This is a genomic window from Lysobacter capsici (assembly GCF_018732085.1).
Classification (GTDB): Bacteria; Pseudomonadota; Gammaproteobacteria; order Xanthomonadales; family Xanthomonadaceae; genus Lysobacter; species Lysobacter capsici_A.
The window spans coordinates 1,249,083-1,274,401 of sequence record NZ_CP076103.1 but is presented as its reverse complement, the minus strand read 5'-3'; the positions used below and the strand labels follow the sequence as shown (position 1 = coordinate 1,274,401).

At 58.4% G+C, this 25,319-nt stretch carries 26 protein-coding genes and 1 pseudogene; 16 read left to right on the top strand and 11 right to left on the bottom strand.

Features of this window, described 5'->3' with window-relative positions:
• Positions 1-206: 206 nt before the first annotated feature.
• Positions 207-551: a conjugal transfer protein TraD gene (traD, locus tag KME82_RS05205; RefSeq protein ID WP_215497579.1), complete on the top strand. Its 345-nt coding sequence runs from the start codon at positions 207-209 to the stop codon at positions 549-551.
• A 63-nt stretch (positions 552-614) separates the two neighbouring features.
• On the opposite strand, the gene KME82_RS05200 is transcribed toward traD, so the two are convergent.
• The 6 genes from KME82_RS05200 to KME82_RS05175 form a co-directional block, all read right to left on the bottom strand.
• Positions 615-899 (bottom strand): hypothetical protein, encoded by a 285-nt coding sequence (locus KME82_RS05200; protein WP_215497578.1) that lies wholly within the window; start codon positions 897-899, stop codon positions 615-617.
• A 605-nt stretch (positions 900-1,504) separates the two neighbouring features.
• Positions 1,505-2,044, bottom strand: a complete 540-nt coding sequence (locus KME82_RS05195; RefSeq protein ID WP_215497577.1) for a DUF3060 domain-containing protein — start codon at positions 2,042-2,044, stop codon at positions 1,505-1,507.
• 29 nt (positions 2,045-2,073) lie between these two features.
• A complete protein-coding gene (locus tag KME82_RS05190) occupies positions 2,074-2,580 on the bottom strand; it encodes an H-NS family nucleoid-associated regulatory protein (RefSeq protein WP_215497576.1) in 507 nt (168 codons plus the stop codon).
• A gap of 283 nt (positions 2,581-2,863) precedes the next feature.
• Complete coding sequence (locus KME82_RS05185; protein ID WP_215499224.1) at positions 2,864-3,376, bottom strand: hypothetical protein; 513 nt, start codon at positions 3,374-3,376, stop codon at positions 2,864-2,866.
• Between the two features lie 14 nt (positions 3,377-3,390).
• The gene (locus KME82_RS05180) at positions 3,391-3,645 is read right to left on the bottom strand and encodes a hypothetical protein (RefSeq protein ID WP_215497575.1); all 255 of its coding nucleotides are present in this window, start codon (positions 3,643-3,645) and stop codon (positions 3,391-3,393) included.
• 148 nt (positions 3,646-3,793) lie between these two features.
• Positions 3,794-4,606: a hypothetical protein gene (locus KME82_RS05175; protein ID WP_215497574.1), complete on the bottom strand. Its 813-nt coding sequence runs from the start codon at positions 4,604-4,606 to the stop codon at positions 3,794-3,796.
• 732 nt (positions 4,607-5,338) lie between these two features.
• Between KME82_RS05175 and KME82_RS05170 the strand changes: the two genes are divergently transcribed.
• The 8 genes and pseudogenes from KME82_RS05170 to KME82_RS27035 form a co-directional block, all read left to right on the top strand.
• Entirely contained in the window at positions 5,339-6,061 is a 723-nt protein-coding gene (locus KME82_RS05170; protein ID WP_252255631.1) for a hypothetical protein, read from the top strand.
• Between the two features lie 526 nt (positions 6,062-6,587).
• Positions 6,588-7,979 carry a site-specific integrase gene (locus KME82_RS05165; protein WP_215497572.1) on the top strand — a complete coding sequence of 464 codons (1,392 nt, stop codon included), beginning with the start codon at positions 6,588-6,590 and terminating at the stop codon, positions 7,977-7,979.
• A 430-nt stretch (positions 7,980-8,409) separates the two neighbouring features.
• Positions 8,410-9,252 (top strand): NYN domain-containing protein, encoded by an 843-nt coding sequence (locus KME82_RS05160; protein ID WP_215497571.1) that lies wholly within the window; start codon positions 8,410-8,412, stop codon positions 9,250-9,252.
• A 453-nt stretch (positions 9,253-9,705) separates the two neighbouring features.
• Positions 9,706-10,671, top strand: coding sequence for a CBASS oligonucleotide cyclase (locus KME82_RS05155; protein ID WP_215497570.1), 966 nt, complete (start codon positions 9,706-9,708; stop codon positions 10,669-10,671).
• 7 nt (positions 10,672-10,678) lie between these two features.
• Positions 10,679-11,194 (top strand): hypothetical protein, encoded by a 516-nt coding sequence (locus tag KME82_RS05150; protein ID WP_215497569.1) that lies wholly within the window; start codon positions 10,679-10,681, stop codon positions 11,192-11,194.
• Positions 11,191-12,123: an AAA family ATPase gene (locus tag KME82_RS05145; protein ID WP_215497568.1), complete on the top strand. Its 933-nt coding sequence runs from the start codon at positions 11,191-11,193 to the stop codon at positions 12,121-12,123. Before KME82_RS05150 ends, KME82_RS05145 begins: the two co-directional genes overlap by 4 nt.
• An 8-nt stretch (positions 12,124-12,131) precedes the next feature.
• The gene (locus KME82_RS05140) at positions 12,132-13,655 is read left to right on the top strand and encodes an SAVED domain-containing protein (protein ID WP_215497567.1); all 1,524 of its coding nucleotides are present in this window, start codon (positions 12,132-12,134) and stop codon (positions 13,653-13,655) included.
• A 120-nt stretch (positions 13,656-13,775) separates the two neighbouring features.
• Positions 13,776-14,021: pseudogene (locus KME82_RS27035) on the top strand (type 4 pilus major pilin); the annotation flags it as partial.
• A gap of 163 nt (positions 14,022-14,184) precedes the next feature.
• Here KME82_RS27035 and KME82_RS05130 read toward each other — a convergent pair.
• Positions 14,185-14,871: a caspase family protein gene (locus tag KME82_RS05130; protein WP_215497565.1), complete on the bottom strand. Its 687-nt coding sequence runs from the start codon at positions 14,869-14,871 to the stop codon at positions 14,185-14,187.
• Positions 14,872-14,883: 12 nt separating this feature from the next.
• Entirely contained in the window at positions 14,884-15,396 is a 513-nt protein-coding gene (locus KME82_RS05125; protein WP_215497564.1) for a hypothetical protein, read from the bottom strand.
• 781 nt (positions 15,397-16,177) lie between these two features.
• Here KME82_RS05125 and KME82_RS05120 point away from each other — a divergent pair.
• Complete coding sequence (locus KME82_RS05120) at positions 16,178-17,122, top strand: hypothetical protein (RefSeq protein WP_215497563.1); 945 nt, start codon at positions 16,178-16,180, stop codon at positions 17,120-17,122.
• Positions 17,123-17,976: 854 nt separating this feature from the next.
• A complete protein-coding gene (locus KME82_RS05115) occupies positions 17,977-19,281 on the top strand; it encodes a HEPN domain-containing protein (protein WP_215497562.1) in 1,305 nt (434 codons plus the stop codon).
• A 106-nt stretch (positions 19,282-19,387) separates the two neighbouring features.
• Here KME82_RS05115 and KME82_RS05110 read toward each other — a convergent pair whose 3' ends face one another.
• Complete coding sequence (locus tag KME82_RS05110; RefSeq protein ID WP_215497561.1) at positions 19,388-20,779, bottom strand: PIN domain-containing protein; 1,392 nt, start codon at positions 20,777-20,779, stop codon at positions 19,388-19,390.
• A 350-nt stretch (positions 20,780-21,129) separates the two neighbouring features.
• Here KME82_RS05110 and KME82_RS05105 point away from each other — a divergent pair, with 350 nt between their 5' ends.
• The 3 genes from KME82_RS05105 to KME82_RS05095 all read left to right on the top strand — a co-directional run bounded on the left by KME82_RS05105 (position 21,130) and on the right by KME82_RS05095 (position 22,726).
• Entirely contained in the window at positions 21,130-21,630 is a 501-nt protein-coding gene (locus KME82_RS05105) for an ankyrin repeat domain-containing protein (RefSeq protein WP_215497560.1), read from the top strand.
• A 244-nt stretch (positions 21,631-21,874) separates the two neighbouring features.
• The gene (locus tag KME82_RS05100; RefSeq protein WP_215497559.1) at positions 21,875-22,360 is read left to right on the top strand and encodes a Panacea domain-containing protein; all 486 of its coding nucleotides are present in this window, start codon (positions 21,875-21,877) and stop codon (positions 22,358-22,360) included.
• An 18-nt stretch (positions 22,361-22,378) separates the two neighbouring features.
• Positions 22,379-22,726: a hypothetical protein gene (locus KME82_RS05095; RefSeq protein ID WP_215497558.1), complete on the top strand. Its 348-nt coding sequence runs from the start codon at positions 22,379-22,381 to the stop codon at positions 22,724-22,726.
• A gap of 645 nt (positions 22,727-23,371) precedes the next feature.
• On the opposite strand, the gene KME82_RS05090 is transcribed toward KME82_RS05095, so the two are convergent.
• Together KME82_RS05090 and KME82_RS05085 are read right to left on the bottom strand one after the other, a co-directional pair.
• The gene (locus tag KME82_RS05090) at positions 23,372-23,665 is read right to left on the bottom strand and encodes a hypothetical protein (RefSeq protein WP_215497557.1); all 294 of its coding nucleotides are present in this window, start codon (positions 23,663-23,665) and stop codon (positions 23,372-23,374) included.
• Positions 23,666-23,776: 111 nt separating this feature from the next.
• Positions 23,777-24,112 (bottom strand): helix-turn-helix domain-containing protein, encoded by a 336-nt coding sequence (locus KME82_RS05085; RefSeq protein ID WP_215497556.1) that lies wholly within the window; start codon positions 24,110-24,112, stop codon positions 23,777-23,779.
• Between the two features lie 106 nt (positions 24,113-24,218).
• Between KME82_RS05085 and KME82_RS05080 the strand changes: the two genes are divergently transcribed.
• Entirely contained in the window at positions 24,219-24,659 is a 441-nt protein-coding gene (locus KME82_RS05080; RefSeq protein WP_215497555.1) for a hypothetical protein, read from the top strand.
• A gap of 63 nt (positions 24,660-24,722) precedes the next feature.
• Complete coding sequence (locus tag KME82_RS05075; protein WP_215497554.1) at positions 24,723-25,049, top strand: hypothetical protein; 327 nt, start codon at positions 24,723-24,725, stop codon at positions 25,047-25,049.
• Positions 25,050-25,319: the final 270 nt, after the last annotated feature.

Sequence of the window (25,319 nt, the reverse complement as noted above, 5' to 3'; positions counted from 1 at the left end):
CGTTGGGGTCAAGGGGCAGAGCCCTTGCGCACGCGTTGCCAACGGCAATGCATAAGTGCGCTCTTCGCTCCGCCTTACCGCCCACGCTTTAGCGCTCGGCGCTTTTCTGTGCCGGGTTTTCCGTTTCTTTTTCACACTTCCAGCAGCGGCCGGCGTTTCGGGAACTGCACTTCGCGGCACGTGCTTGACACTACGACCGCCTCTGCTTGAATCGAAGCATCGAATGCGAGGGTCCAAGCATGGGGATGAAAGATCGGCTGCATGAGCAAATCAGCAACGCGACCTCGCGGCTCGCGAAGCTGCAGGCGCGCCAGTTGCTGGCGTCGCAGCGACAAGCAGAAAAAGACCGAGCCGCCCTCCGCCGGCGGGATCGACTGCGGCGAGAGCGCTTGGCGGAGCTGGTGATCGCAGCGGGCTGCGATCACCTCGCCGACGCCGAAATCGTGGGCGTGCTGCTGCATTACCGCCAAGAAGCCACCGAAAGCCAAAGAACTGATGTCGAGGCACTGGGCAGCGCTGCCTTAGGGGAAGAGGCGCTCTCCGACACGTAACGACCACGTCGCAACCCTCTCCAGCTCAAGCTGTAGCGAGAACCATCGACGCGCAGGATGCGGCTAAAGCTTGGAATTGATCCAATCCCAAACATCGCGATTGAGCCAGCCGCTGTTCGTCCCAGCCGTAACCTGAGAAATGAAGATTCTGTCGTTGTCGTCCATTTTTGTTCGCAAGTCATTGGAGATTTGTGCGGCACTCCAGGTCGTCGAAACCCATCTCACCGTTTCCAAGGCAGGATCACCCACGTTTTCGTACCTGTTCAGATTTTCGATGAACTCCTTTCGAGCTTGCGCGTAGTTGGAGCGCTCCATGTTCAAGTTCCACGTCACGACGTAAACAGCCATGCCACTTCTCTCCCCTGTAGGAGCACGCGTCATTGCGTGCTCAAGCTTTCGACTTATTGGCGTTTAGCGAAGCACGCGCTCCTCTCGCCAGCGTTCACGCCGCAAGGTGCAGGTGCGTGATAAATCCTGGCATAGGCGCTTCGCGGTGAAGCCGACCACCCCAGCGCTCCCCATGATGTCGGTAACGTAACGGAGTACAGAAAATGGCCAAGGAAACCACTGGCGGTGGCGGCGGTGGAAAATCCGGTGGCAGTGGTGGTCGCGGCCCCACCGGCGGTGGCGGAAGCACCTCGGGCAGCGGCGGCCGGGGTCAAGGAAACGGCGGCGGCTGTCCCATCACGACCGGCAATCCCTCAGGCGGCGGCCGCAGCAACGGGCCGCACCCCGGCAAGTAAGCGTCAGCACGACCAGACGCTGGCCAGGAAGCCGTCGCCCCGCGCCTACAAGAACGCTACTTGGCAATTTCGAGCCAAACTTCAGGCCGAGCGACTGACGGCAACGGGGGGAGGTGCTGTCACGCCAAGGCCCGGGAAACCACGCTTCTACGCCATGGAAAACCCCGAGGCGTGGTCCACGGGGTGCCCACCGCTCATTCCACGAAGCGATCAAATGACCTTGTTGCCCGTCCCCTGATCGTCCAACTGCGGCTCGTTGTCGGTGTTGACCGAGTTGCCCTGGCCCTTGAACGTTACTTGGCGGTAGTTGCGCCCCAGCAGCGTGTTTCGATCGCCGGCGATGGTGGCGTGCCCCACCTCGGTCATGTTGAAGGTGTTGTCCGAGCCCACCGCCTCCAACGTTTCGACTTTTTCGTTGAGGACGGTGACCTGCGTACCTTCGACGCGGATCGACTTGGCGCGGTCCACGTTCACCGAACCATTCGAACCGGTAATGATCACATCCCCGCACTCGCCGTCGAGCACGGTCGAGAACTCGTTCTTGGTGATCCTCACGTTCGACCCTTGGCTGCAAGTGGCGCCGCTGGCGGGGTCCACGAGTTCGTTGGACATCGCGGCGCCGATTCCACCGCCCGTGCCGTCGGTGCAAGCAATCGCGGCGAAGCACAAGGCCGACACGGCGAGCAGCCTCGTGTAACACCGCAGGTGATCGGTGCTCGCGCCGTTGCGTTGTTGGATTTCAACCGTCATCGAAGCGTCCTTGTTTGGAAACGGGCGGATCACTGGCCGGCCGCCTTTTTCGCAGGCCTCGCAGCCTTCTTGGCCGCCTTCTTTCCGATCTTCTTGGCAGCGCCGCGCGAGGCTTTCGTCGACGCGGCGCTGGTGGGAGCCTTGACGGACGTGCCATTGATGGCGGGGAAGCGCCCACCTTCGTTGGCCTTGCGCCAAGCCTTGCCCTCGGCACCCTTCTCCCACGCCGCGAAAGCGATTGGGGTTCGGCCGCGCCCGGTCCAGGTTTCGCCGGTGGGCAGACGGAACTTGGGCGCCACCGTGCCGATCTTCCGAGGGCGCTTGGCGCCGGCCGACGCCTGGCGGCCTTGGGCGCCAAGCTCGTCCCCAGCGATTTTCGTCAGCTTGCGGCGCTGAGCGGGCGTCAGCACCTTGGCGTATCGCTGCAGGATCTCAATGGCCTTGGGGACCTCGGAGTCGCGCTTCTCGACGAGCTTTTTCTGGGCTTCCAACTGCTTGATCTCGGCGTTGATCGACTGGATTGAGGTCAGGGCCACCGGGGTTTTCCTATTGGGAGAGGCCCCGGTTATAGCATCGATTGCGCTCAGACCAAGTCAGCCCCTGGCGCTTACCGCCATCGCCGCACTGACGCTCGCCCAACAGCAAAATATCGGCACCCATTGCTCGTCTCCGACAATTAGATGCGCAGCGATGCCCGCCGCGGGGCCCGCTGCCTACACACAGCCGGGCCCCGCGGGAAGCGGTGCTGCATCGTTGATGGAAGGTAGGAACCGACACCGCAGCGGCGGCGGCGCACGGCGATCGGCGGGTGACGGGGGCTTACATTGGCTCGAAGCGGAAGTCGCTCACCAACCAACCGTGGGTCTCGCTCAGGACGTCGGCGATGTCGTCGGAGCTCTCACACCGAACCGTCGTCTCCCGAGGAAGGTCCGGCGTTTCACTATCCGTGTCCCAGACGATGTCCGACACGAAGAAGGACTTCGTAGCGTCGCGCGGATGCTCGTCACAATGACCGGCCTGACACGCGGCCAAGATCTGGTGGAGTTTCAGCCGATCGTCGGTGTAGCGGATCTCCCACGGCTCGGTGTTTTCGAACGCGGCGTTGGCGTCTTCGTGCTCGTCCATGTCGATGGCGTAGCTGTCACCCTCCTCTTCGTCGCAGACCTCGACATCGTCGAGCGTCAACGCGTCGATGCACCAAGGTGCAGCATCGAGCGTGGCGAAGTCCAACTGGTTGAAAGCGGCCAACGCTTCCTCGTCCGACCTAACCTTAAACGAGAACGCCTTGGTGGCCAGGAAGTTGCCCTGCAAGGTAAACGTGAAGGTACCCATGGTGGTCTCCAAGATCAGTACAGGCGATAGCCCAAGTGGTAGTTCGGCCAGGGCATTTCCCTGGGCTTTTTTTTCTTCTTGCAGTCGTGGACCTCGACGAAGTGCTCGAAGCACACGACATCCACGCCCCAGTCGATCCCGTTGACCTGCTCTTGCGTGATCGCCGAGAACTGTTCGGTCGCCGCGTCGAGGTCTTCGGCTTCGATTTCGAGGGTAGCCTCACCCTGTGCGGTTCCGGTGATCACCACGTCAAAACGACGCTTGCGCATCTACGCCCTCCAGGCACCTCCGTGGTCCGGCTCAGGCTGAGCCAAGGCGACCGTGCGGTGCAGGGGGCGAACGATAGGCTTGGCCGCCACGGTCCAGGCTGAAAGTGGGTGCATGCACCCAGGACGATTCAGGGCCCGGCAGGCCCGTTTACAGGCGGCGACTTAGCTTGGTGGCCGGCGGCTCGCGGCTACCACGCACTTCACCTGCGGGCTCTGCCCAAGACATATCCAGTTTTGCTGCCCTCAACTCGGCGAGCAGCAGCGCCACGTCCGCTTCGGCCGCCAGCAGCCATTCGGTGAACGCTTGCGCCCAGACGTTCCGAACAGCCGCATCCTCCCAAGGCAGCTTCAAGGCTTCGGGAAAGGTCATCACCATGAAACCGATCTGCTGGCCTCCAAGGCTCTTAAGCAGGCCTCCAAAGTCCTCGGCATCCCGCACACCGAGGATGCGGAACTTCCCGTCGCCCTCGTCTTTATATTTGAACGCGGCTCTCGGCAGTACCCAAGGCTGGACCCGCACCCGCGGCACGCCATCCCCTCCCACCCTGGCGTCCAGATCGACGCGCTCAGTGATGGGTTCAACGTGGCCGGCAGCCACCAAGCCCTCATGCCAATCGACCAGGCGAACCATGGAGGCTCGCGAGACCGTGTTGGGTTTGCGTGTGGCCTTCGACGCGGGTCTCGAACCCGCCCTCGGCTTGGCATCGGGTCGGGTGAACAGCGGCAGGTCGAGAGGATACTTGTCCACGAGGCGCCGCAGGCGGTTCGGCTGCATGCCCAAAGCACCAGCTGCCTCGTTGAGCGTCAGGCTCCATGAAAGATCCTCGCGCTTGCGCAACACCGCGGCCTGGCGGGTGACCTCGGCGATCAGCTGGCGCCAAGACACCCCCGTCCTGGGCGGCACTTTTCCTAGCAGCTTCTTCGCCGCGCGTAGGGCAGCTTGCGTCTTCGTGGCGGCCATCGACAACTCCTTGGCGGTGCATCGGTCGGCTTTCCTGCTCCGACCCTAATGCCTCCGATCCTGCACCAGGCGATCCCGCTACAAAAGACGACCCGGTCGCACCGGGCACCGGCGCTGCTGGATCTGTGATGGCTACCCAGCCCAGCCACGTACCGACCCGCCAAACCGGAAATCGCGCAAGAGGAACGGAATGCGGACGCAGTGAGTCTGCCTCTGAGTCCGCGCGCTTGACGTCATGTAGAGTAATCCACGGCCACTGCGGCGTCATAGGCAGGCCAAACGTCATGATTTGAAACCCAGACGCCGCCGAATTACCAAGGCGAGGGCAAACGCAAATGGCTTAGCAACGTCCCCTACTCCCCTATGGATGTCCCCTACGAGTGACGCGCTGCTACGATTGAAGCTCGGCTGGGACGCCGCGGAACATCGCTTCGTCAGACCTAGCGTTGGCAGAGTCAGCTCAGGGGAGGTGCTATGGCTTTGGTGAACTGCCGCGAGTGCGGCAAGCAAATCAGTGATCAGGCAGCGGCCTGTCCTCATTGTGGATTCCCCATGCATGCAGGGATGGATCCCTCCCCCAGTGGGCCAATCCAACCCCCGCCGTTGCCGCAAGCTACTGCAGTCCCGCCTCTGCCTACAGCCGCTCCGCCCGCAGCCAAGCGGCTGGGCTGCGGAAGCATCCTCTTGATAGGTCTGGCAGGCCTGGTAGTTATAACGGTCCTTGGAAACTGCATGGGGCCCCAGAGACCTGTTTCCTCGGACGCAGTTGCCCCCAGTGACGCTACCAAAGCCGGAGTTGGAGCGATCGAAGCTGCTGCTGGAGACCAGGCATCTTCCATCAAACTTTCCGCGACCGAGCTGCTGGCTCTGGCACGTGATAAGTCTCGGTCAACGTCCGAGCGCCTGGAACAACTCCGCGTTATTGATGAGCACTACCCCAACTCGCCCGAAGCTAAACAGGCAACCGCTCTGCGTCCCGAACTTGAGACGCAGCTAAACGCGGAGCTCAACCCCGTGGGTCAACAGTGGTCATACGATAGCCAAACGGATGACATGTCAGGGAAGGATATTCATACGGCTCGGGTGACAAGCGCCAACAGTTTCGAGTTCGATTTTCCTTACTCAGGCCAGCAGCAGGCAAAACTGTTGATCCGACGCCATCCACGCTGGGGCAACGACGTCATCCTTAGCATCGATAAGGGACAGATCCTGTGTCACAGCTTCAGTAGCTGCCCCATCCGGGTTAGATTTGACGATGAGACTGCCAAGACACTCACTGGCAACGAGCCATCCGACAACAGCAGCGAGTCGGTCTTCATCCCGGGCTACGAGAACTTCACACGCAAGTTGGGCAGTGCGAAACGCGTCCGTATTGAGTTCAACGTCTACCAACAAGGCTCGGTAATGGCCGAGTTCGATGTGAGTGGGTTCGACCGGAAGCGGTTGAGCAAATGACGCTTTCATCCCTCTCCTGCTTCGCCCCTGAACACCCCTAGCTCAGCGCAGGCGGCCTCGCTGCAAAAGATGCCTCGTTGCATCAGCGACCGACGCTGCCCCGTCGATGTTGGCGGCGTAGTTCGCCACTCAAACGGCTATCACGGAAATCCCACAAGACTGCTGGAAGTCGCTGAGCGGCGGGCGGCTTGCCTCCGCCATTGACCGGCCCGGCCCCCTCCGATGTGTTGCAGTTGCACACCGTACAGGCTTGCAGGCCCGCCAACGGCCGTCAACTTGTTAGCTTTTTTGATGGAACAGTACGGACATGCCTACGCCGTTGATCAAAGTGCGACGCGCAACCACCTGATAAAAATCAAATTTCCTTCGTCACTGGCGGGGTAACCCTTATGGACGAACGGCAAAAAGCCCATAAAAACGGGGCATGTTCGTGACACACAGAGCGCTCAACACAAAGTGCGGAAGATGCTTGACGAACTGAAGCACCGCTTCAAGGTACCTCCATCGTTTCGATGGAGGCACAGCTTTGGAAAGCGAGCTGCAACAAAAGATCAGGCGCTACATCGCAAACCCCTATGGCGCGCTCTGCTTCAAGCACATCCGGATCGGTACGTTTTCCGTTGAAGAGGTGCGTGTCAAAGGACGTGAGGCTGCGATCAGCTTGGATCAGCTCATACACAACATTCAGGAAAAGGCCAAACGATGGCGCGGCGGCAAGCACGGCACGCGGACCCAACAGCCCCTTCCGATGTTCTACCCAGCGCGGGTTTTGAGCCTTGAGATTCGTGACCATCTCAGCCAGATGACGCGCAAGGGGCTGAATCCCAAAACCGTCGAGGTCACCACACGCACGCTTAAGCTCTTGCAACTGACGTGCGGCGATATCCCAGTGACCCGCATCAACCACCAGCACATCCATTTGCTCTGGGAAGTTCTACGCTGGGCTCCTCCGGGCCTGACGCTTCGGGCTGACTTCGACACCTTCACGCCAGAGCATTGCATTGAACTGGGCAAGGCGGCCGGGGTGCCTGCGCAAGCACCGGCCACGTTCGAACGGCATCGCCGATTTTTGGTGTCGTTCTTCAATCAGCTTGTCCGCATGGGCGTGATCCCCCAATCACCTATGGCGGCGTTCGGCGAGATCAAGCGGGACTTGGCGGTCGACCCCGGCAGATCCGAACGTCTCTTTGACGACGAGGAACTCCAACGGATCTTCTCGCCCGAGAGCTTCGTCAAATGGGCTCGAAACCATCCCCACCGGTGGTGGGCGCCGATGATTGGACTCTATACAGGTGCTCGTATCAACGAGGTGTGCCAGCTGAAACTGGCCGACATCATTGATGAGTGCGGCGTGTGGTGTATCGCCATCCGCAAGACCGTCGATCCCGACCTCGCTCACAAGGAAACCGGACGCAGTCGCCAAAGCCTAAAGGGCAAAGCCGCGGTCCGTACGCTCCCTATCCCGCAGCCACTGCTGGACGCTGGATTTTTGGACTTCGTCGATGACATACGTGGCTGTGGTCACCCTCGGCTCTTTCCCCACCTCTCGGCCGGCGTGAACAGGAAGACGGGGGAGACCAACGCCCGCTACAGCGCGGGCGTGGTGAAGCAGTTCGGCGGCTATCTCAAGAGCCTGGGATTTCCTAAAGGGGTGGGGTTCCACGCCTTCCGCCACACCCTCGCAACCGATCTTCACCACCAGGGTGTTCCGGATGATGACATTGCGTTACTGACTGGTCATTCCGTCAGCAAGCGCGTGCCAGTGCTCCATGACGCCTACTTCCATAAGAAGCCGATGCTCGCCAGGAAGAAACAGATCGCAGCGTTTGAGCGGTATCGACCACTCGTGACAATACCTGTCTACCAAAAGGGCCAGTTCAAGAAGAAGCTGGCCGACCCCAGCAAGTTCTACCCTTAGGTGTTAGCGCTAGCAGCTCATATAGCTCGCTTTAGTCTCGCACCATTCGATCATGCTGGCCGCTATCGTCTCCGGCGAGGTTGGCCGCACCGATGTGGACTTACTGCAACCTGCCAAGCCCGCGCCAATGAGGTTCAGACCGTCGTATCCACGCCGATCTGACGTGTGGGCAGACTTGATGTCCAATCTTTGGTTGAACTCACCGCTTACACCTGAGGGCCGTTTAGCTCGGCCAATACGTATTACGGCGCGTGATCCGGCCACGCTGTCCATCGATGCACCAACACTTTACGCCGGCACGGGAACACGCGCATGTTCTCGCCTACACTGCTTCAATATCCGAAAACATTCTAGGGAACGAGATGGACCTCGTCAGCAAGCTTACGACCCGACCGACATGGGGTGTTGTGTCTCTTAGGGCTTGTGCTGCATGAGCACTGCCACCCACACGGAAGGACGCGTCGCCGTCCTGGTCGACTGCGATAACGTCTCACCCGACATCGTGGATCACGCCTTGTTAATGGCAGCCCAGTTCGGCCGGGTGGTCCTTCGTCGCGGCTATGGCAACCCGGGTACGCTCAACAGCAAGTGGCAAGAGACACTGGTCCGCCAAGCGTTTACGCCACACCTGCAGTACCAGTACGCCGCCGGTAAGAATACGGCCGACATTGCCTTGGCTCTGGACGCGCTGGAAGCCATGTTCGATGACCGCGCCGACACCTTCTGCCTGGTCACCAGCGACTCGGACTTCGCCTACCTGTGCCGCAAGCTCCGCGAGCGAGGAGCCACGGTGTGCATCGTTGGCGAAGCCAAGACACCCGACGCCCTTCGGAATGCGAGCGACCAGTTCTTTGAGTGGACCCGCGAAAACTCCGCTGTTGATCCATCAGGCGAGACAGCCGAAAAAATGTCGGCGAAGACCGACCAATCACCCAAAGCGGACATCCAGAAGGCCGATATCGCTAAACCTACCGTCAAACGCCGTCCACGCTTCGTCGCCGAAGCGGTAGGGCTGCTCGCTGGATCGACCGCAGATGGTCGGGTTCCTGTTGGAGCGCTCGGCCAATACCTCAAGCGTACCGACCCTGCGTTTTCCCCTAAGGTCTATGGCCATTCGGGCTTGGTGGACATGCTCAAAACCTACGATTTGCTCAGCCTGCGACGCGAGGCTGGCGGCAACTGGTGGGTTGGTCTCTCACCTCGCCCTGAAACGCTGGCCGCGGGCGGCACATCAACAACTAGTCCAACGACGCCAACAGCCACGGGAGCCTGACGCCATGCTCCTGATTCTAGCCGCCTACCGACCTCCCCATCACGCCCAGCGCCGTAGGCCGGGACGCGTCTGTGCGTCCACTTTGCCGGCTGCTACGCGGTCTCGTGCCTCCATCCCTGGCCATGGTCCGGCGACCTGGATCGATCCAAAAACCACTCTCGATTGCCTGTCTTAGCGTGTGAGACAGGATCGGCCTAAATCAGCATCGAGTGCGCTTGAAACCGTGATCGGCTGCCCAAAGCAATCGATAGCGGGCAAGGGGAATCGGCCCGCGACAGTGGCACCTCTCCCTGAGCTGGCCCGATGGCCAGCAGGCAAGGCCGCGTTGGCCGTATGAGTGGAACCGCGCCCGCTCCTCATGCAAGAGACGCGACCGGCGGGTAAGCAAGCAACAGGCTTACCAGCTAGAGGTAGCGACCAATCTAAAACCCGATCGATCCGGAGACAAAACGCGTGACGCGAGAACATGTAGGGCATAAGGACATCCTCCACTTCGCGGAAGATCGGGTGAACCTTCCGCGCGACAAAGCGGACGAGTTTCGCGCGCAAGCGCGCCGTTTGCGCGAGCGGCTGGAAACGTATCTCCAAGAACATCCCGACTTCACCCTGAAAAGGATGCTGCTGTCCGGTAGCTTGGCCAAGGGCACGGCGCTGCGGTCGCTCAACGACATCGATGTCGCGTGCTACATCAGCGGCGCCGACGCGCCGCAGGATGTCACCAAACTGTTGGATTACCTTGCCGAACGGCTGCGCAAAGCCTTTCCCAACTTCAAACCCGAACAGGTGAAGCCGCAAACCTATTCGGTCACGGTCTCATTCGCGGGGTCCGGGCTGGACGTCGACGTGGTGCCGATCCTCTACGACGGCGATCCCGACTGGTATGGCAACTTGGTCAGCCAAGAAGACGGCTCCTTTCTGCGCACCAGCATTCCCCGGCACTTGGAGTTCGCGAAGAAGCGCAAGGTCGCTCAGCAGACGCACTTCGTACAGGTGGTCCGGCTTGCCAAGTTCTGGGCGAAGCGTCAAAAGGCAGAAAACACGGGGTTCCGATTCAAGTCTTTCATGATCGAGATGGTGATGGCCAAGCTGTGCGACGACGGTTTGGACTTCTCGGACTACCCGGAGGCGCTACAACACTTCTTCACCTACTTGGCGCGCAGCGATCTGCGCGAGCAGATTGCCTTCAGCGACTACTACCCGCTGTCGACCATCGGCGCGTTCACCGAGCCGGTGAAGATCATCGACCCTGTCAACGCGGATAACAACGTCTCGAAACTCTACACCCGGCAGCAAGCCGACATGATCGTGGAGGCTGCGCTCGATGCAGGCGATGCGCTCGATGCCGCGCTCGCTGCGCCCAACAAGCAGGAGACCGTGCGCTACTGGCAGAAGGTCTTCGGCCCCGCGTTCCAGGCATGAGGATCCCATGAGCAGCTACACCGCCTCGCACTCCAGCAGCTTCACCATCACTCACGCTCGCCATATGGCCGCGAAAGTGGCGGCCGATCTGAAGCGTATCCAACGCTTCTATGGTCAGCCCACCGACACCCAAATAGCGAGCTACGAAGCAGAAATCGTAGAATTTTTGAGGGCTGGTTACCTAAGCCAAGTGACTTACGGCTATCAACGCAACGGGCAGTGGATCGAACCCAGCCTCCATTACACGGCGAAGGATCTCGCCGGTGCGGACGGTTACGGCGACGATCCGGGAAAGATCATCCCAGGGAAGGACGTTACGAATGCGACGTTCACCAGCTTTCTGATCTATTCCTCGGCCTGGTCGAATCTGAGCGCAGTGGAGCAGGAGGCATTTGGAAAGGGCCTCCCGTTCAGCCGTACCGATGGCCCGACACCGACTATCAATGGCTACTTGGTGCCTGACCGGACCTACACCGCAGGCGGCAAAGCCCTTGATCGCTCCAGCGTGCGGAGTTCGTCATGAAACCCACCCTCGAAGAACTGTTCGACCAGCGACAGACGTATCCGGACATCGATGCTCGAACGCGCCTGGGTCGGCTGATCGGGCTAGACGACCAAAAATCCCGCTTGGCGAAGATTCTTGGGTTGCTGGTCCATCCCGCAGGATTGGAGGCGTGGACGAAGAAGCATCATCCGGACGCGACCACTCTGCTCGACACGGTCCTGCGGCGGCCGCCGCTGGTCATCCTCGCCGGCGATGTGGGCTCGGGTAAGACCGAGTTAGCCGAGACGATTGGTGACGCCGTGGCGCGCCAGGAAAACATCGAAATCACCTTGTTTCCGCTGAGCCTCGCCACCCGTGGCAAGGGTCAGGTCGGTGAGATGACCCAGTTGCTGACGTCGGCCATCGACTACACGCTGGCCGAAGCGAAGAAGCTGCAAGGCGGTCGCGGCGCGAAGAGCCACGGCGGCATCATTTTGTTCGTCGATGAAGCCGATGCGCTCGCCCAGTCGCGCGAATCCTCCCAGATGCACCACGAGGACCGTGCCGGCGTCAACGCGTTCATTCGCGGTGTCGATCGGTTGGCGCAAGCGAAGGTTCCCGCTGCTGTCATCATGTGTACCAACCGGTTGAGCGCGCTGGATCCGGCCGTACGCCGTCGTGCGGCCGACATCCTGACCTTCGCCCGCCCGGACGAAGAGCAGCGACGTCACGTGCTGCACGAGCGGCTTGAGCCCCTTGGCCTCTCAAAGACCCACATGGATGGCCTTGTTGCCGCCACGGGGGCAGGCAAGGGACACGAGGTCGGTTTTACCTTCTCCGATCTCACCCAGCGCCTGATCCCGTCGATCGTACTCGACGCCTACCCCGACCACGCCGTGGAAGGAAAGCGCGCCATCGAGATCGCTAAACAGATGGCGCCGACCCCGGCGTTTCGCGACCAGGCGTAAGAGGCGCTATGACCCAGGCAAACACCGCACGTCGCCAGGGCGACGATTTCCAGGCTCGGCAGTTCTGGTTGCGTGCCGGACGTCTGCTCGACAAAGGAAGTCCGATCCGACGCGTCGGATTCGAATCCGGTCCTCGAAGTTACGACGACATTTGGGTCGAATACGACCGCGGTCTTGGTCCACGTACGCTCAACGGCGGGACGCTGCTGCGCGAGCACATTCAGTGCAAGTGGCATCTAACGCCGGGGAGCTACGGCTATCAGCAACTCATTGACCCGGATTTTATCAACGCCGAAACGCGATCGTTGTTGCAACGAGCGCACGGCGCTCACCTCACACACGGCGCCTCGGGCAACGCCGTTCAGTTCTCGCTGCTAACGAACTGGCACGCGGACCGGAACGATGCGCTTCGGTCCATCATGGGAACGCAGTCCGGTGCGATTCGCGTCGAACGGTTGTTCAACACGCGGACTGACAACAGCAAAACGGGGGCCGTCCGCAAAGCTTGGCGAGAGCACTTGTCGCTAGATGACGAGGGACTGCGCCAGTTCGCCGGGACTCTGGCGTTTCGCGCGGCCAACGACTCACTGGACGACTACCGCGACCAATTGGACATCTTGTTTGGCCTTGTTGGGCTACGCCGTAGTCCGCCTCACGAGAGCTCGTTCCCCTACGACGACCTGATCTACAAGTGGCTCGGCCAGGGCCGGACGGAGTTTGACCGGGCCAGTTTTCGGCGTCTTTGTGAGGAAGAGGGTTTGTTGGTCAATAGCGGCACACCCCGCCCCATTGTCTACGGCGTCAAATCGTTCGCCCATCCAGTCGACCAACTCGAGGACCGATGTGTCCGTGTTTTGGACTTCGTGCCCGACTTCGATGAACGGTACATCCGCGATGAGGTGGACTGGGCGAGCAAGCTCTACCCGCAGTTGAAAACGTTTCTCCTTGGCGCCGCCCGGGAAACAGAAAGGCTGCGGCTGGTGCTGGACGCTCACGTCACGTTGGCGTTCGCGGCCGGCTCCGTGCTCCACACGAAAATTGGTCGCGTCGTGGAGTTGGAACAGCGCTCACCTACGCGCCAACTTTGGGCTGAGGACGATTGCACGTCATCCCCTGCCGGCCCCCCGTTTGAGCTCAAAGAAGTCGTCATCGATGCAAGGCGCCCGGAAACCGCTGTAGCCGTTGCCGCGACGCATGACATCACCGCGGACGTGACCTCTTACATCGAACGCTCGCTCCCGCAAGTCGGCCGGCTGTTAGTGTTCGCGCCAGCCGGACGCCCAGGCCCGAACTCCGTGCTTAACGGGCGACACGCCTTTGAGTTGGCAGGCTCTGTGGCAGTGGAGGTCAAAGCACGGGGATGCGCTGCATCTGGGGAGACCACGCATCTGTTCGTGGCGGCCCCCAACGGGTTGACCTTTCACCTTGGGCGACACCAGTTGCTCATGGGACGGGTGCGCCTCTACGAGTTCGACTTCGATGGGGGCCAGGAAAGATCGTACAAGCCCTCGCTGACCCTGCCGGTGTCTTGAGTACTTGCCCGCCAAGTGAATCGCCCAGGGCTTCGTAGAAATCTCGCAGCCATAAACTGGACTGCCCAGAGAAACGTAGCCCCTTCCGGCCTATGACCCGCCAACCAGGCACGCTCATTCCCAGCATCGATGAATGGCAACGATTTTCCAGCGAGCGCCGCCATCACGTTTTCGTGTGGCGGTGCGGTGACGATCGCGGTCAACATCTCGTCCACGACCATGTGCCAAACGCCAGGCAGAAGCTTAGCGGCCAATCGGTCGTTCTCGATCACTTATTCCGATGTGCCAGCGGGCATATGCCAACCGCAGGCCGCGGCAGCCGCTACCGGCTTTCAAGGGGTGTGCGTAGGAAGCACGCGCTCATGAAGGACGGCGGCGGCGGTGGGCAGCTCGGGTTAGACCCCAGCATCGCGTCGGGTGCGTGCGTGGATGACGCAGCGACCGAGGTGTTCATGTCTTCGTAAAACACGCATGTGGGGAGGGAGCGAGCCTAGGTAACCTGGGCTCGTTTTTTGAAGAAGATGCAGACTTACCTAAGCGAAATGATTATATTCTGCGAACCGAGATGGCGCCCGGAGATAATCTCCGGATTCTGTTTTTGCTTCGTCATCCGCCGCACATTCTCAGCAGCGCTCGCATGCGCTGTGTTAAACGCGCAATATTTTTCCGGACTGTCAATAGCCGCCTGAAAAAGTGAATGGGAGTAGTACCCCCCCTCCTCACTTTCTTCCGCAAACTCCCCCTTGGAACATGCGTAAAGCTTAAGTTGCTGGGGTGCTGCAATCATAATTCTGGCCTCGTATCTGGATCGGATGTCGCTTCTGGACTCCGAAATAGAATCATACGCGGCCTCAACCGAAACCCTTTCGATGCCCCGGCAGCAGTCGAATATCGAAACTTGTCTAGGTGCAATGCCGAACAACTCAAAACTCTGAATCGTCTCTTTTGATTCATTCAACTCAAGAGTAACACTATTAACAGCCTGACCGCCATGACCGCTGAAATGCACGATAACGAAATCATTTCCCTCAGATCTGGCAATCTGTAAAGCGTTCTGCAAAATAGATTTCCGCGGATTGACTAATGATTGGATCTCGTTACCGCGCCACTGCCCGCCACGATCCGACTCAAGAAAATTTTTTATTTTTTCTATATCTATAGCTGAGCCAAGCAATTCATGAGTGTTGGCAATTAATATGGCTTTTCTCTTTATCATTGATTTTATCCATTATAGGTATGATTCGATCATCTTGACAAATTTTTCATCATGCTCGTCCGCCGTACTGTATGCGTCGGTCGGATCCCTCCAGTAGCTTTTGTGGCAACGCACCCAGGATTTTATGGCCACGTAGTTCTCGACCTTCTTCTTGTCGTACTTATAATGCGCGCAGACTCGCGATAAATAGTTGAAAAGCAGCGTGCAGTAGTGCTCATACCTCTCGTGTTTCTCACTGCCATCATGCTTGCTGATCCAAGTGCTCGTGTAGGACTCGCTCTCAAGATATGGATACTGAATAGAAATCTTGAGGAGGCCATCAAGTTGGTCATCAAGACTTTTTCGGGCATTGTTACCGGCCATAGATAACGCTACAGCGGCCGAGGTCATCGCAGAAATCAGGGTGGCAATGGCCGCAGAAGTTATATCCAAAACTGACTCCTCCATTCCAGTAGGTTTTAAATCATAGTAAATTTCCGCCGGACCGTTCGATGACCCAATCAGCCTCGTGGAGTTGGGCCGCAAGCGAATGTCCCGCGAAAATCGCGCAGCCTCGTTTTAGCTTCCCGCAGTCTCTGCATAAACGCGTACTCAAGCTCAAACCGGCCAACTCTTATCAGCCTAAAGGCGCGTCCACTAGCTCATGCCCCGTAACGAGCTCGGCTTTGCGCCTATACCGCAAGCAGCTAGATGGATAAGACCCGGTCGAAAAGGCTCTCGTAGATCATCTTCTTCGCGCTATCACGGCTGCGCGTGATGTGGAGCTCGGCCGACGCCGTGGCCGCGCGAAAGACAGCCTCGTCGGCGGTCTGTTAAGTGTGCAGCAACGTTTCGTTCGTAGACCTAAGCCGATCACCACAGCCGTCCCGCTATAAGAGCGTCCATGCTTCACACGCGCATGCCATGGCCAAGCCTGGAACGCTCGTAGGGGCATCTGGACATAGGAGTGTCGATCCATTCGCAAAACTTTCCGCCTTATGGCGCCCTTGACCTAACGCCCAACCTTAATGCGTTAGCTCTAGTAGAGGAGTTACGTATCGCACTTCTCATTGGGAAACGCGACGCTGCGAGAATACATTCTTCACAGGCGGCAGTTCGATAATATCAAAATCCAGCCCTTGAAAAGTATTGACAGATTACTAGAAGCCGAAGCTCGAAATAACTCACCATGAAATAGATCGCACTCAACCCGCAAGGATTGCATACTATGCGAGCAAAAATAACCGCATTAGCCCTAACTACAGCCCTAATTAACACAGGATGCCCAGTTAAGCCTCCGCCCGCGCCTACTGAAATTTATGATGAAATGGATAAATTTCAGAATCAATTAGCTCAGCGGGCAGCAGATCGCATCGGCAGCGCCGATGATTTTAAGATAGTCGTGACGCAGGCTGACTTTCCGATCGGCACTCTCCTGCGCCAAGGCAGTACTATACCCGTTGATTACACATCCTGCCTGCCCACCACGGCAACGCCAAAGTCGTCAACGACCAGCCTGTTCCCCACTTATTCCATGTCAAGATCACTAGCCATCGATTTTGGCTTAGACAGCAAAGCGATCGCAAAATTAGCAGAGCTTGGACTGAAGCTTAGCGATAATGACGCCATCAATCTTTCTGTCGCCAACTCCGGCATTCAAACACTCTCAGACAACGACATTCAAAAGATAACAAACAATGGATCTTGCAATAACGCACTTTCGGCTGGATCACCTGTCTGGCTCGTCCGGGGATATATAACCGGAAAACGAAGCTTCAGTCTTACCAGCACGAATAGCAGCAAGCTGAATGCGAAGGTCGAGAAGATCGGTTCTTTCAATGTTGATGCAGGATCAGGATCGGCATCCTTGAAATTAACTGATGATTCCGACGTCAGTTTCTTGCAGATCATTTCAGAGATTAGGAAGACGCCCGCACAAAGTTCCTCATCAATCACTTCGCCTACAAGCTCAGCAGCCATTGGAAAAGTTTATATCCAGAAAGATGCATCGGATACTTCGCGGAAAGCAGAACTGGTAGCCAAGGCACTCTCCGATGCATCGCTAGCTGTTGCAAAATCGATTGAAAAGATAGAATCCAAGAAAATGCCAAAACTTGCACAAGTCCGTTACTTCAATAAATCCGATCGCACGGAAGCGGACAATGCACTAACTGCATTAAAAACACACTACCCTGACGCGATTATCACTTTCATAAGCCTGCCGGCACCAGCCGGGCAGCTTGAAATATGGTTGCCGCGCACAGGAACATGAGCTTAAGGCTACCGTTCAGAAACGGGCATTAAATCAAGGCACCTTGGGGCAAAAAGCCATAACCGAGGAGCACGGTAAAAGCGATCTAGCACGATAGCGCCCGTGACACCAAGCAACCGTCCCCGGTCTGAGCGCCGTCTAACGGCGCTCAGACCTTGCTAAGCCGCCCGCACGCGGCCCAAGCTCAAGCCTCCAGGACGAGCCCTTCGAGCGATGCCGCTCAGCCCAGGTGCCGCCGAACGCCCCGTCGATGTGGAGCAGACGTCGGCCACGAACCGATCTGCGTCGCCCCACTCGTCTGGTTCCCACTCCTCCCCTATAACGGCCACGACATTCCCGGGCTAGAAGATCGCCGGATCTATGGTCGAGCGTAGCGACAAGGATAGCGGGAATGACCGATTGGCATGGGCGGTACTCGGACACGGCCACCCGGTTGCTCGGATCGGTCAGCAGCGCCAGGCGATGGGGCGCGTCGTAGATGTTGGTCGGGGCTCGCCCTTGTAGAGGTGCCCATCGCGGATGCCGGCGTCGCGGTCTCGCGATCGGCCCCACGACGCCAGTTGCTTTACGGCGTGCTCGGTACCGTCGGCGCCGCGTAGGTTGGCGAGCGGGAGGGTGTGGACCGCCGGAAGGGCGACTTGTTGGTCTTGGGCGCTGCCGCAGTTCGCCTCCACGGCGGCCAAGGTTCGACGCCAGGGAGCACTCAGCGCCGACGGTTGCGCACATTGAAATTCCGGACGACCAACGCGCCTAGCTCAAGGGGCGTCAGCGCTGGCTTGCGAGTTTGCCGCACGCTGGCGGCGTGATAGAACGTTTCACATGTATCACCCTCACCCCTCAATGGCGCGACAAATATGGCATTGAAAATGACACCGGGCATCGAGATTAATGCGGTCGCAAAGGCCATGGAGTCCGTTCTGCCGAAGTTGCGCAAGCTGGATCGGGCAAGTGAAGGCGCCGACGACGCGTTGAATATGCTTATTTTCGAAAATGAAAAGCTGGGCGCCGCGTTCTATCAATCACCCTATACTGCGCACCACATCGACTGGCAATCTGCAATCGACCTCATTCTCGGAGTCCTGAACGCTGACAGTTTCACCGACTCAATTGGGTTTGCAAGGGAGCTCGATACCGCCGTGAAGGCGACGGCCACGCAGCGCGACTATGTGGTTGTCATGCCACTTGCATTCGCCAATCCATTCGGATTCGGTCGTCGAAAGCAGTACCTGGCCCGACCTTTTATGATCCGAGGTTTTCAGATCACGCCGCCGGCGGAAAGTGCTGCTGCGCTGAATAGATACCTCGCGCCGCTTCATGCGCATGATGTCCAGGAAGACCTCTTTGCGCATCAGGTTACACAGTCGCAAAACGCGCTCAGCATGCATCCATTGGTAATCTTCGAAGTTCATGGATCGTTCGGTTCACTTCGTCGTCAGCTTGATCCGGACGTTCGTCACCTTATAGGTTTGATTGAGCTGTTTGGTCGAGTATTTTCTGCAGAGAAGACCGTTTTTGCGAACAACGCGGTTTCAAACCACATGTTCTATTCCAACAAGCGCACGGGATCATTAGACCGCATCCCGCAATGGCAGCCTTTGACGGTGTCGTTGCCACTTAGTCGTTCGCTCATCACGGCGATCCGTCGCCCTGAGATGATGGCGTCCTTGGACCTGCTTTTGGCCGGAAACAGGAAGGGCTTGGTGGGCCGGCTGAGGAACGCGCTCGACTTCTTCACGCGAGCCGTAAACGAACGCAACCCCGTCACCCGTTTGCTTTTTTTTGTCATCGCGATGGAGGCCATCTTCTCTCGCGACAAGCATGCACCGATCAGGGTAACGCTTGCCGACTATGCCGCAATCCTGTGCTTCAAGGCAGACGAACGCCGTACGGTGCATGCTGATCTCCTCGAGATCTACGACGCTCGATCAGCGATAGTGCATAACGGTGTTTCTCACGTGGATACAAGATTGACAGACAAGTCCGAGGCGTTGGCGGCGAGGGCCATCTATTGCAGTCTCTTGCTTGCTCACAAGGTGAAAGACGGAACGGCTACTCACGAAGACAGATTTTTCGAGCGCCTAAGAAACATGAAAATAGGTATCGAATCGAACCCTGTCAGGTCGCCGTTGTGGCGAGGCTATGGTTTACCGGCAGACTGACACGCGCGATATTGGCTCAATGAAACCTCGTCTCCCACTTGTGTGTTGGTAGGTGGGAACGGGCCATGCTTCGACATTTACCGCTATTAACTCAAATCAGAGGCGGCTAGAGCTCAATCCCAAGTTCGCGCCTCAGAAGCTGACGAACCGTGGCTTCGCTGTCCCCAGTGAGAACCTTGAGCTCCACGCGCCACATCTGGGTCTGGGGCTCGGGCAGGTTTGTAGCGGAGTAGCGAACTTCCAAACCACCGGTTGAACTGTTCTCAGCCTCGGGTGCGGCCCTCAGCAACAATGTAACGTCCTCGTGACCGATGCCATGACGGAACTCCGCACATTCCCCTTCCAGGCGGGAACTCGAGTGCCCGGGCTCATCCCAGCACCATTCGAAATGACGTCCCGGCGGGCCATGTAAGCGAGGCATTTTGAACCCTGCTGCCCCCAGCGCTGGCCCTTGAGCGCTCATATTTGCGAACGCAGCAAGTCCAGACAACAGCTGAGGGAGTTGTGGGAAATCATCCTCGGGATCTTCTCGCTCTTCTTCGTAGGTGTCTGGATCCACCAACCTCAACCCACCATGGGAAAACACATCGACCACGAGGCGATCTGCACTCGCGGTTCCCAGGTTCTTCAGCGACAAGTTGATTTTGTAGGGCTCATGGGTGTCATTCCAGGCGATCGGCCGGGCCGCGACGTATCGCCGCACGCTCAAAAGCCAGTCCTTGCGCAGCAGATTGTATCGGCTGGCCTCTTCAGGCTCCGTCACCACAATGCCCATGAACACCCGCGCTGCTTGCTCTGGATACGCATCGGCGACAGCCTGGACAACGCGGTCTAAAAAGCTCTCGGAAAGCGATGGATACAGCGTGACGGTAGCTTGCACCACCTGTTTGATCGGTTGCCCGTTGTCAGACAGATTTACGCTGATCTGAGGTTGAAAGCTTTCCAACACCTTGATGCGCTCGCGCAGGGCTTTGATCTCTTTTTCGTTCTCGTCGCTCTCAAGCGCCAGCCCCCACTCGTCTGGCAACCGATGACATTTCAATCCAACGGCCCTGGCGAACACCCTAACGCCGCTGTCGCGCGTCACGAGGGCCAGATCGCCGCAATAAAAATGAGTGGGGCAAGCCAACGCCTCTTCCACGATCCGGCTGTCTGCTTTGGTCATGTCCAAGTTGGCCGGTCGATCGCGGCTTGCGGGCGGGATTGGGGCCCATCGGTAAGAGACTCGCGGTCTTTTCTCCCTGATCACCAGCTCGACGTCGGGATCCGGGCTGTCCAGGAGTGGGTCGAGCAGTGCCAGGATTTTTCTCGCTCGTTTTGAGCGGCGTCCGTTCGGGCTGCCTTTATGGCCGTCGAGCTCTCTGGCGACCTCCAGCAACACGATCAACTCGACCTCGTCCACCGCCTCACCAGTGAGGTCGCCCCAGGGGAGCTCCTCGGCCCCCTTGAACTGCAGGAAGAAGTTGGTGTCGGGTGCGTAGCGGCGCTTGTTCGTCATGAAGCCCATCATGCAAAGCCGGGGCCGCCCGGGGCAAGACGAGGCGGCGATCCAGCGGGAAGCCGTAGGTACCCCAGAAGTTGCCGGCGCGTTGGGCTCATTTGGGTCAGGTGTTGCAGCGCAGCTCGGACCCGTCTGAAAGCTGAGGATGTTTCAGAAGTGCGACGGTGTCGGCCTAGCCTGCATGCCGATTGGCCGTTAGACCTGGGTCTTCTTCCCCCAGAGCGCAGGCCTCGCATGGACCGTTCACCCCCAAGCCCCCCATCCAGAGCCTCGGCAGTCCCTCAGGCCCGCCCAACGGATCACCCCGTAAGAAGCGCCGCCGGCGCCGGGATCGGCTGCGCTAAATCATGCCCGTCCAGGTTAGGAAGCTCTGCCGCCGCCTGAAGGTGCCGCTGCCGATCCCAGGGATCGACCCGAACTATGGACCCGCGCCCACGCCTTGGAAGGAAGCTGCGGAGGTGATGGCGGCCGCGGTCGAGCGGATCGAGGACCCGGAACTGCGGGAGCGGGCCCGGGACTTGGCGTTCCCAGAGCTCCACTACGCAGCCATCCGTGGCGACGTCGAGGTTGTGGAGGCACTGCTCAACGCGGGCTTGGCCCCAGACATGTATCCCTGCACGGAGGACGGCGACGACGAGCCACCCTTGGCCTGGTTGGCCCAGCACCGAGAAGGTCGGGTCGACGACACGTCCCTGCTCGCGGTGGCGATGCTGCTGCTGGACAGGGGCGCGGCGATCGACGAAGGCACGCTGCCCCCGCTGCACTACGCCGCGGAGCTCGAAGACGAGGAGATGATGGCCTTATTGCTTGGGGCGGATGGCGAATACGGAGAGACAAGACCGACATAAGCAAGTAATCCATAGCCGTCGTAGCCGGCTAGTTGTGGGTCTTGCGGCCTCGCCGTGTGCGACTGCCCTACTTCGACTTTACGATAAGAGAGATCGATGCCATCTTGAGGATAAGCCTCAAGTCTGACTGACAGGAAAATTTTAGCCGCACATCGTTCAGAAAGAACTTGCCCATCGACTTGACTTATCCACAAAAACCTCCATTACGTATGCTAACATTTACGAGTTGTTAAGGAGATGTGATATGGGACTGAGCAGAGCGCGTGACGTTGCTCAATATGTCGTTGAGCGAGTGCGTGAAAAGCGCGACACAGTGACGCCACTTCAACTAATGAAGTTAGTTTACTTGGCTCATGGTTTCACTCTGGGCGTGCTTGGCCGGCCTCTTATCCGTGACGAGTTTGAGGCTTGGCAATACGGACCAGTGTCTAGGGATCTCTATGAGGCCACGAGGCGATATCGCAGTGCTCCCGTAGATTTCGTTGAAGGTGCGAGATCTGTTGATCTGGATCCCGAAGAGCGAAGCGTTGTAGATCAAGTCATTGATTATTATTCTCAGTTCGATGGCATTCGCTTATCAGCATTGACCCATGAGAAGGACTCCCCATGGGATCGCGCATGGTCTGCCGGAACTGGTAAAAATAAACTTATTTCGAACAACCTTATAGAAAACTATTATTCTCAGCTGGTCAGAAGTGATATATCAGCTGAAGAGGCCGAAACGGCATAATATCTTGAGGTAGCTGGCATGAGCAGGAAGCTTGTTTTTAGGCCGCCACCAACCGGCGACAAAAACGCTAGAAAAGAGGATGCACAGTTATCCCAAGATAAGGATTTTGCTCGGATTGCCGCGGAAAATGAGCATGGCAGATCGCAGACGCTCAAGGACGCATTTCTTTGGGGCATTATTCGCGTTATTGTTATTATTTTCCTCTCAATATGTGCTGCGATAGCGGTCGTAGTTATTCATATGTTGGGTCCGGACTGGATGCGCTGGCTAAAGACTGAAGAAGTTGTATCTTTGCAGAAAATGCTGAGCGTATTGCTTGTTAGTGGACTGCTAGCAGATTACACAAGAACTCTTCTTTTGAAATAGTTCTCGAGATAGTTTTTTCGTCTATATGCGACTAGCCTGCACTGTTCGGCAGTTGAATAGTCAATTAATTGATTATTTTTAAAGTAATCGAAGCCTTAGTGCTTTCAGTGGCTCAACTGACCAGTTCTTGCTCCGACTACTGCTAGCAGCTAAATTCTAGCTTCTGAGCAAGGTAGTGTTTTTCGGGGCTACCTCTGGCATTTTCGCCAATAAGTTAATCGCTCAGCCAATCCAACGTTTCGTCGGCCGCGCAGAATAATGACACGGGTTAGCACTCCAGTTTGCGGGCGTAGGGGCGTGCTTGCCCACCTCATATTGGTTGATCCGCGGGAACGCCATAGTGGATCGAACCCAGCCTCGGCGCCTCGGCCCGGGAACAAGCCCACGGCCTGCCGTGCCTGCCGTGCCTGCCGTGCCTGCCGTGCCTGCCGTAATGCAGGGCGACTATGCTCTGTTGTTTTTCTGATCGCGTGAAACCGTTCTTATATACTTGATCCCGGCCTAAACATAAGCGCCAAGCAAAAGGCGAATATTTAGCGCTTTCTTAACACTAACGCATCGATTGCGACCTCATCATTGCCTAACTGCCAACGGGACCTTATGCCGTCGCTGTATTGATTTAGTCGTGATGGGCTGCGGTAGGCGCTAGCGATCTTTTTTTTCGAGTTTTTGGATGACGGCGAAGATTTGCCGCCGCTTTATCTCGTCTATCGGCATTTCGGGCCATTGAGCTTCTGCAAGTGTCCCACCCACTCCAGTCTCGTCATCTTTCGCCTCGTCCTGAGCATTAAAAACAGCCTCAGCTTTTGAAAGAGCGGATTTTTCCGACAGCTCATCCATTATTATATATATGGCCGCCATTTTTCGAATGCTATCAGCGCGACTTTCTTTATATTCCTCGTCTCGCGATTCCAGATCTTGATCATTACCCCAGCTCATATCTGCCCTTCTCCTTTAGGTTTTCACTCGGCACAAATAAGTTAAAAAAATACAACCTCTCATATGTTAGGCATTTAGACCGAACCAAGAGCATGATGAATCTCCAACGAACTATCTCCGGTCCATGCTCTCACGCAAAGTTTTGATCGCTGCCTTTCTGGCTTGCGCGGACATTTGGGCCAACAGATCGATCGCCTCCGCCAGAACGTCATCGGCTGCATAAAAGAATGGCACGGGCTTGCCCAAAACCTTTCCCAACATCTCCAGCGTGCGGATGTCGGGGGTGTGCTTGCCCGACTCGTATTGGTTGATCCGCGGGGACGCCACCGTCGGATCAAGCCCGGCGGCGATGCCCAAACCCCGTTGGGACAGGCCCACGGCCTCGCGCGCCTGCCGTAAACGCAGGGCGACAACGCCAGGTGCAGGGGGAGCCGGACCTCGGGGCAAACCAGCGATCTCAGATGAACTGTCGCTAAGAGGGTCTTAGAAGCCGCTGGACTTGTCGTCTAAGGATTCCTTAGACTTCGCCGCACTTCCGAGCTGGAGCCCTGCCATGAGCAGCTATGCGCACCTCGCGCCCGCCACCGTGATCCTCGGTGGTGCCGGCACCCTTGCCCTGACCGCCTCCGGGGAGTTTTCCACTCCCGGGGCCGAGGCCGCCTCGATCCTGGGCGGGTTCGCCGTCCTGGGCTTCCTCGCGCTGCTGTGGTGGGTCAACGTCCGCGCCGCCCGCTACAAGGCCTGGGCCAGCGGGCGTTACCCGGCCCCCACGCCCCGCGAGGGCGGGTTCTTGATCGGCGCTGCTGCGGGATTGGCCCTGGCCTTCGGCCTCCAGGTCCTGGCCTACGCCGTGGCCAAGGCAGGCATCGGCTCCGAAGGCCTGCAGTTCCTGGCCATGGCCTGGGTGTTCGTGGGCTTCATCGGCTACCTCGTGCTTCCCCTGATCGTGGGCTATGTCTGGCGGGTCCACCGGGCGACCACCACGCAACCCTGACGGGCGCTGGATCAGTCCCACCTTCCTTGCTCCTCTCCAACACCGCTCTTTCCAGGAGGTCCCATGAAGCGCTCCCTGTTTTTGCTGGTTGCCGCACCTACGCTGCTGCTGTGCGGCTGTTCCGGCGCCCCGTCGACGAACGACGCCCAAGCCGCGGTGGTGGCCGAATACGAGCGGCTTATGAGCGCGGGTGGGGGAACGGTCTCCCAAGTCACCGACTTCCGGCTGGAGAACTGCCAGAAGTCCGACACGCCGCAAGCCCCCGGTTACTTCTGCGACACCAACGGCGGCATCGTCATCGACGTCCAGGGCACGACGCTGACGCGCTCGCTGAAAGGTCGGTTTCGGTTCGCGAAGTCCGACGACCGTTGGCAGATCTACCGGCCGTGAGCCGACGGCGACCGTCGTTGCGGGCTGGCCGTCACCTTTCGCGCCGGGGGTGAGCTACAAGACCCATACGCCGCGGTGTGACGGCTCGGCCGGATGGGGACAACCCCGGGTCAAAACCGCGCAGCCGTGACCACTCCGCAGGCTTGGCTTGGGCCACAATCTGAACGGTACACCCCTCCAGGCAGCCTCCTCCGGCCCTAGGGCGCTCGACACAGCAAGGACAGCCCCATGACGTTCAAGCACTGGGCACGGCACGCAAGCGTCTCGTTG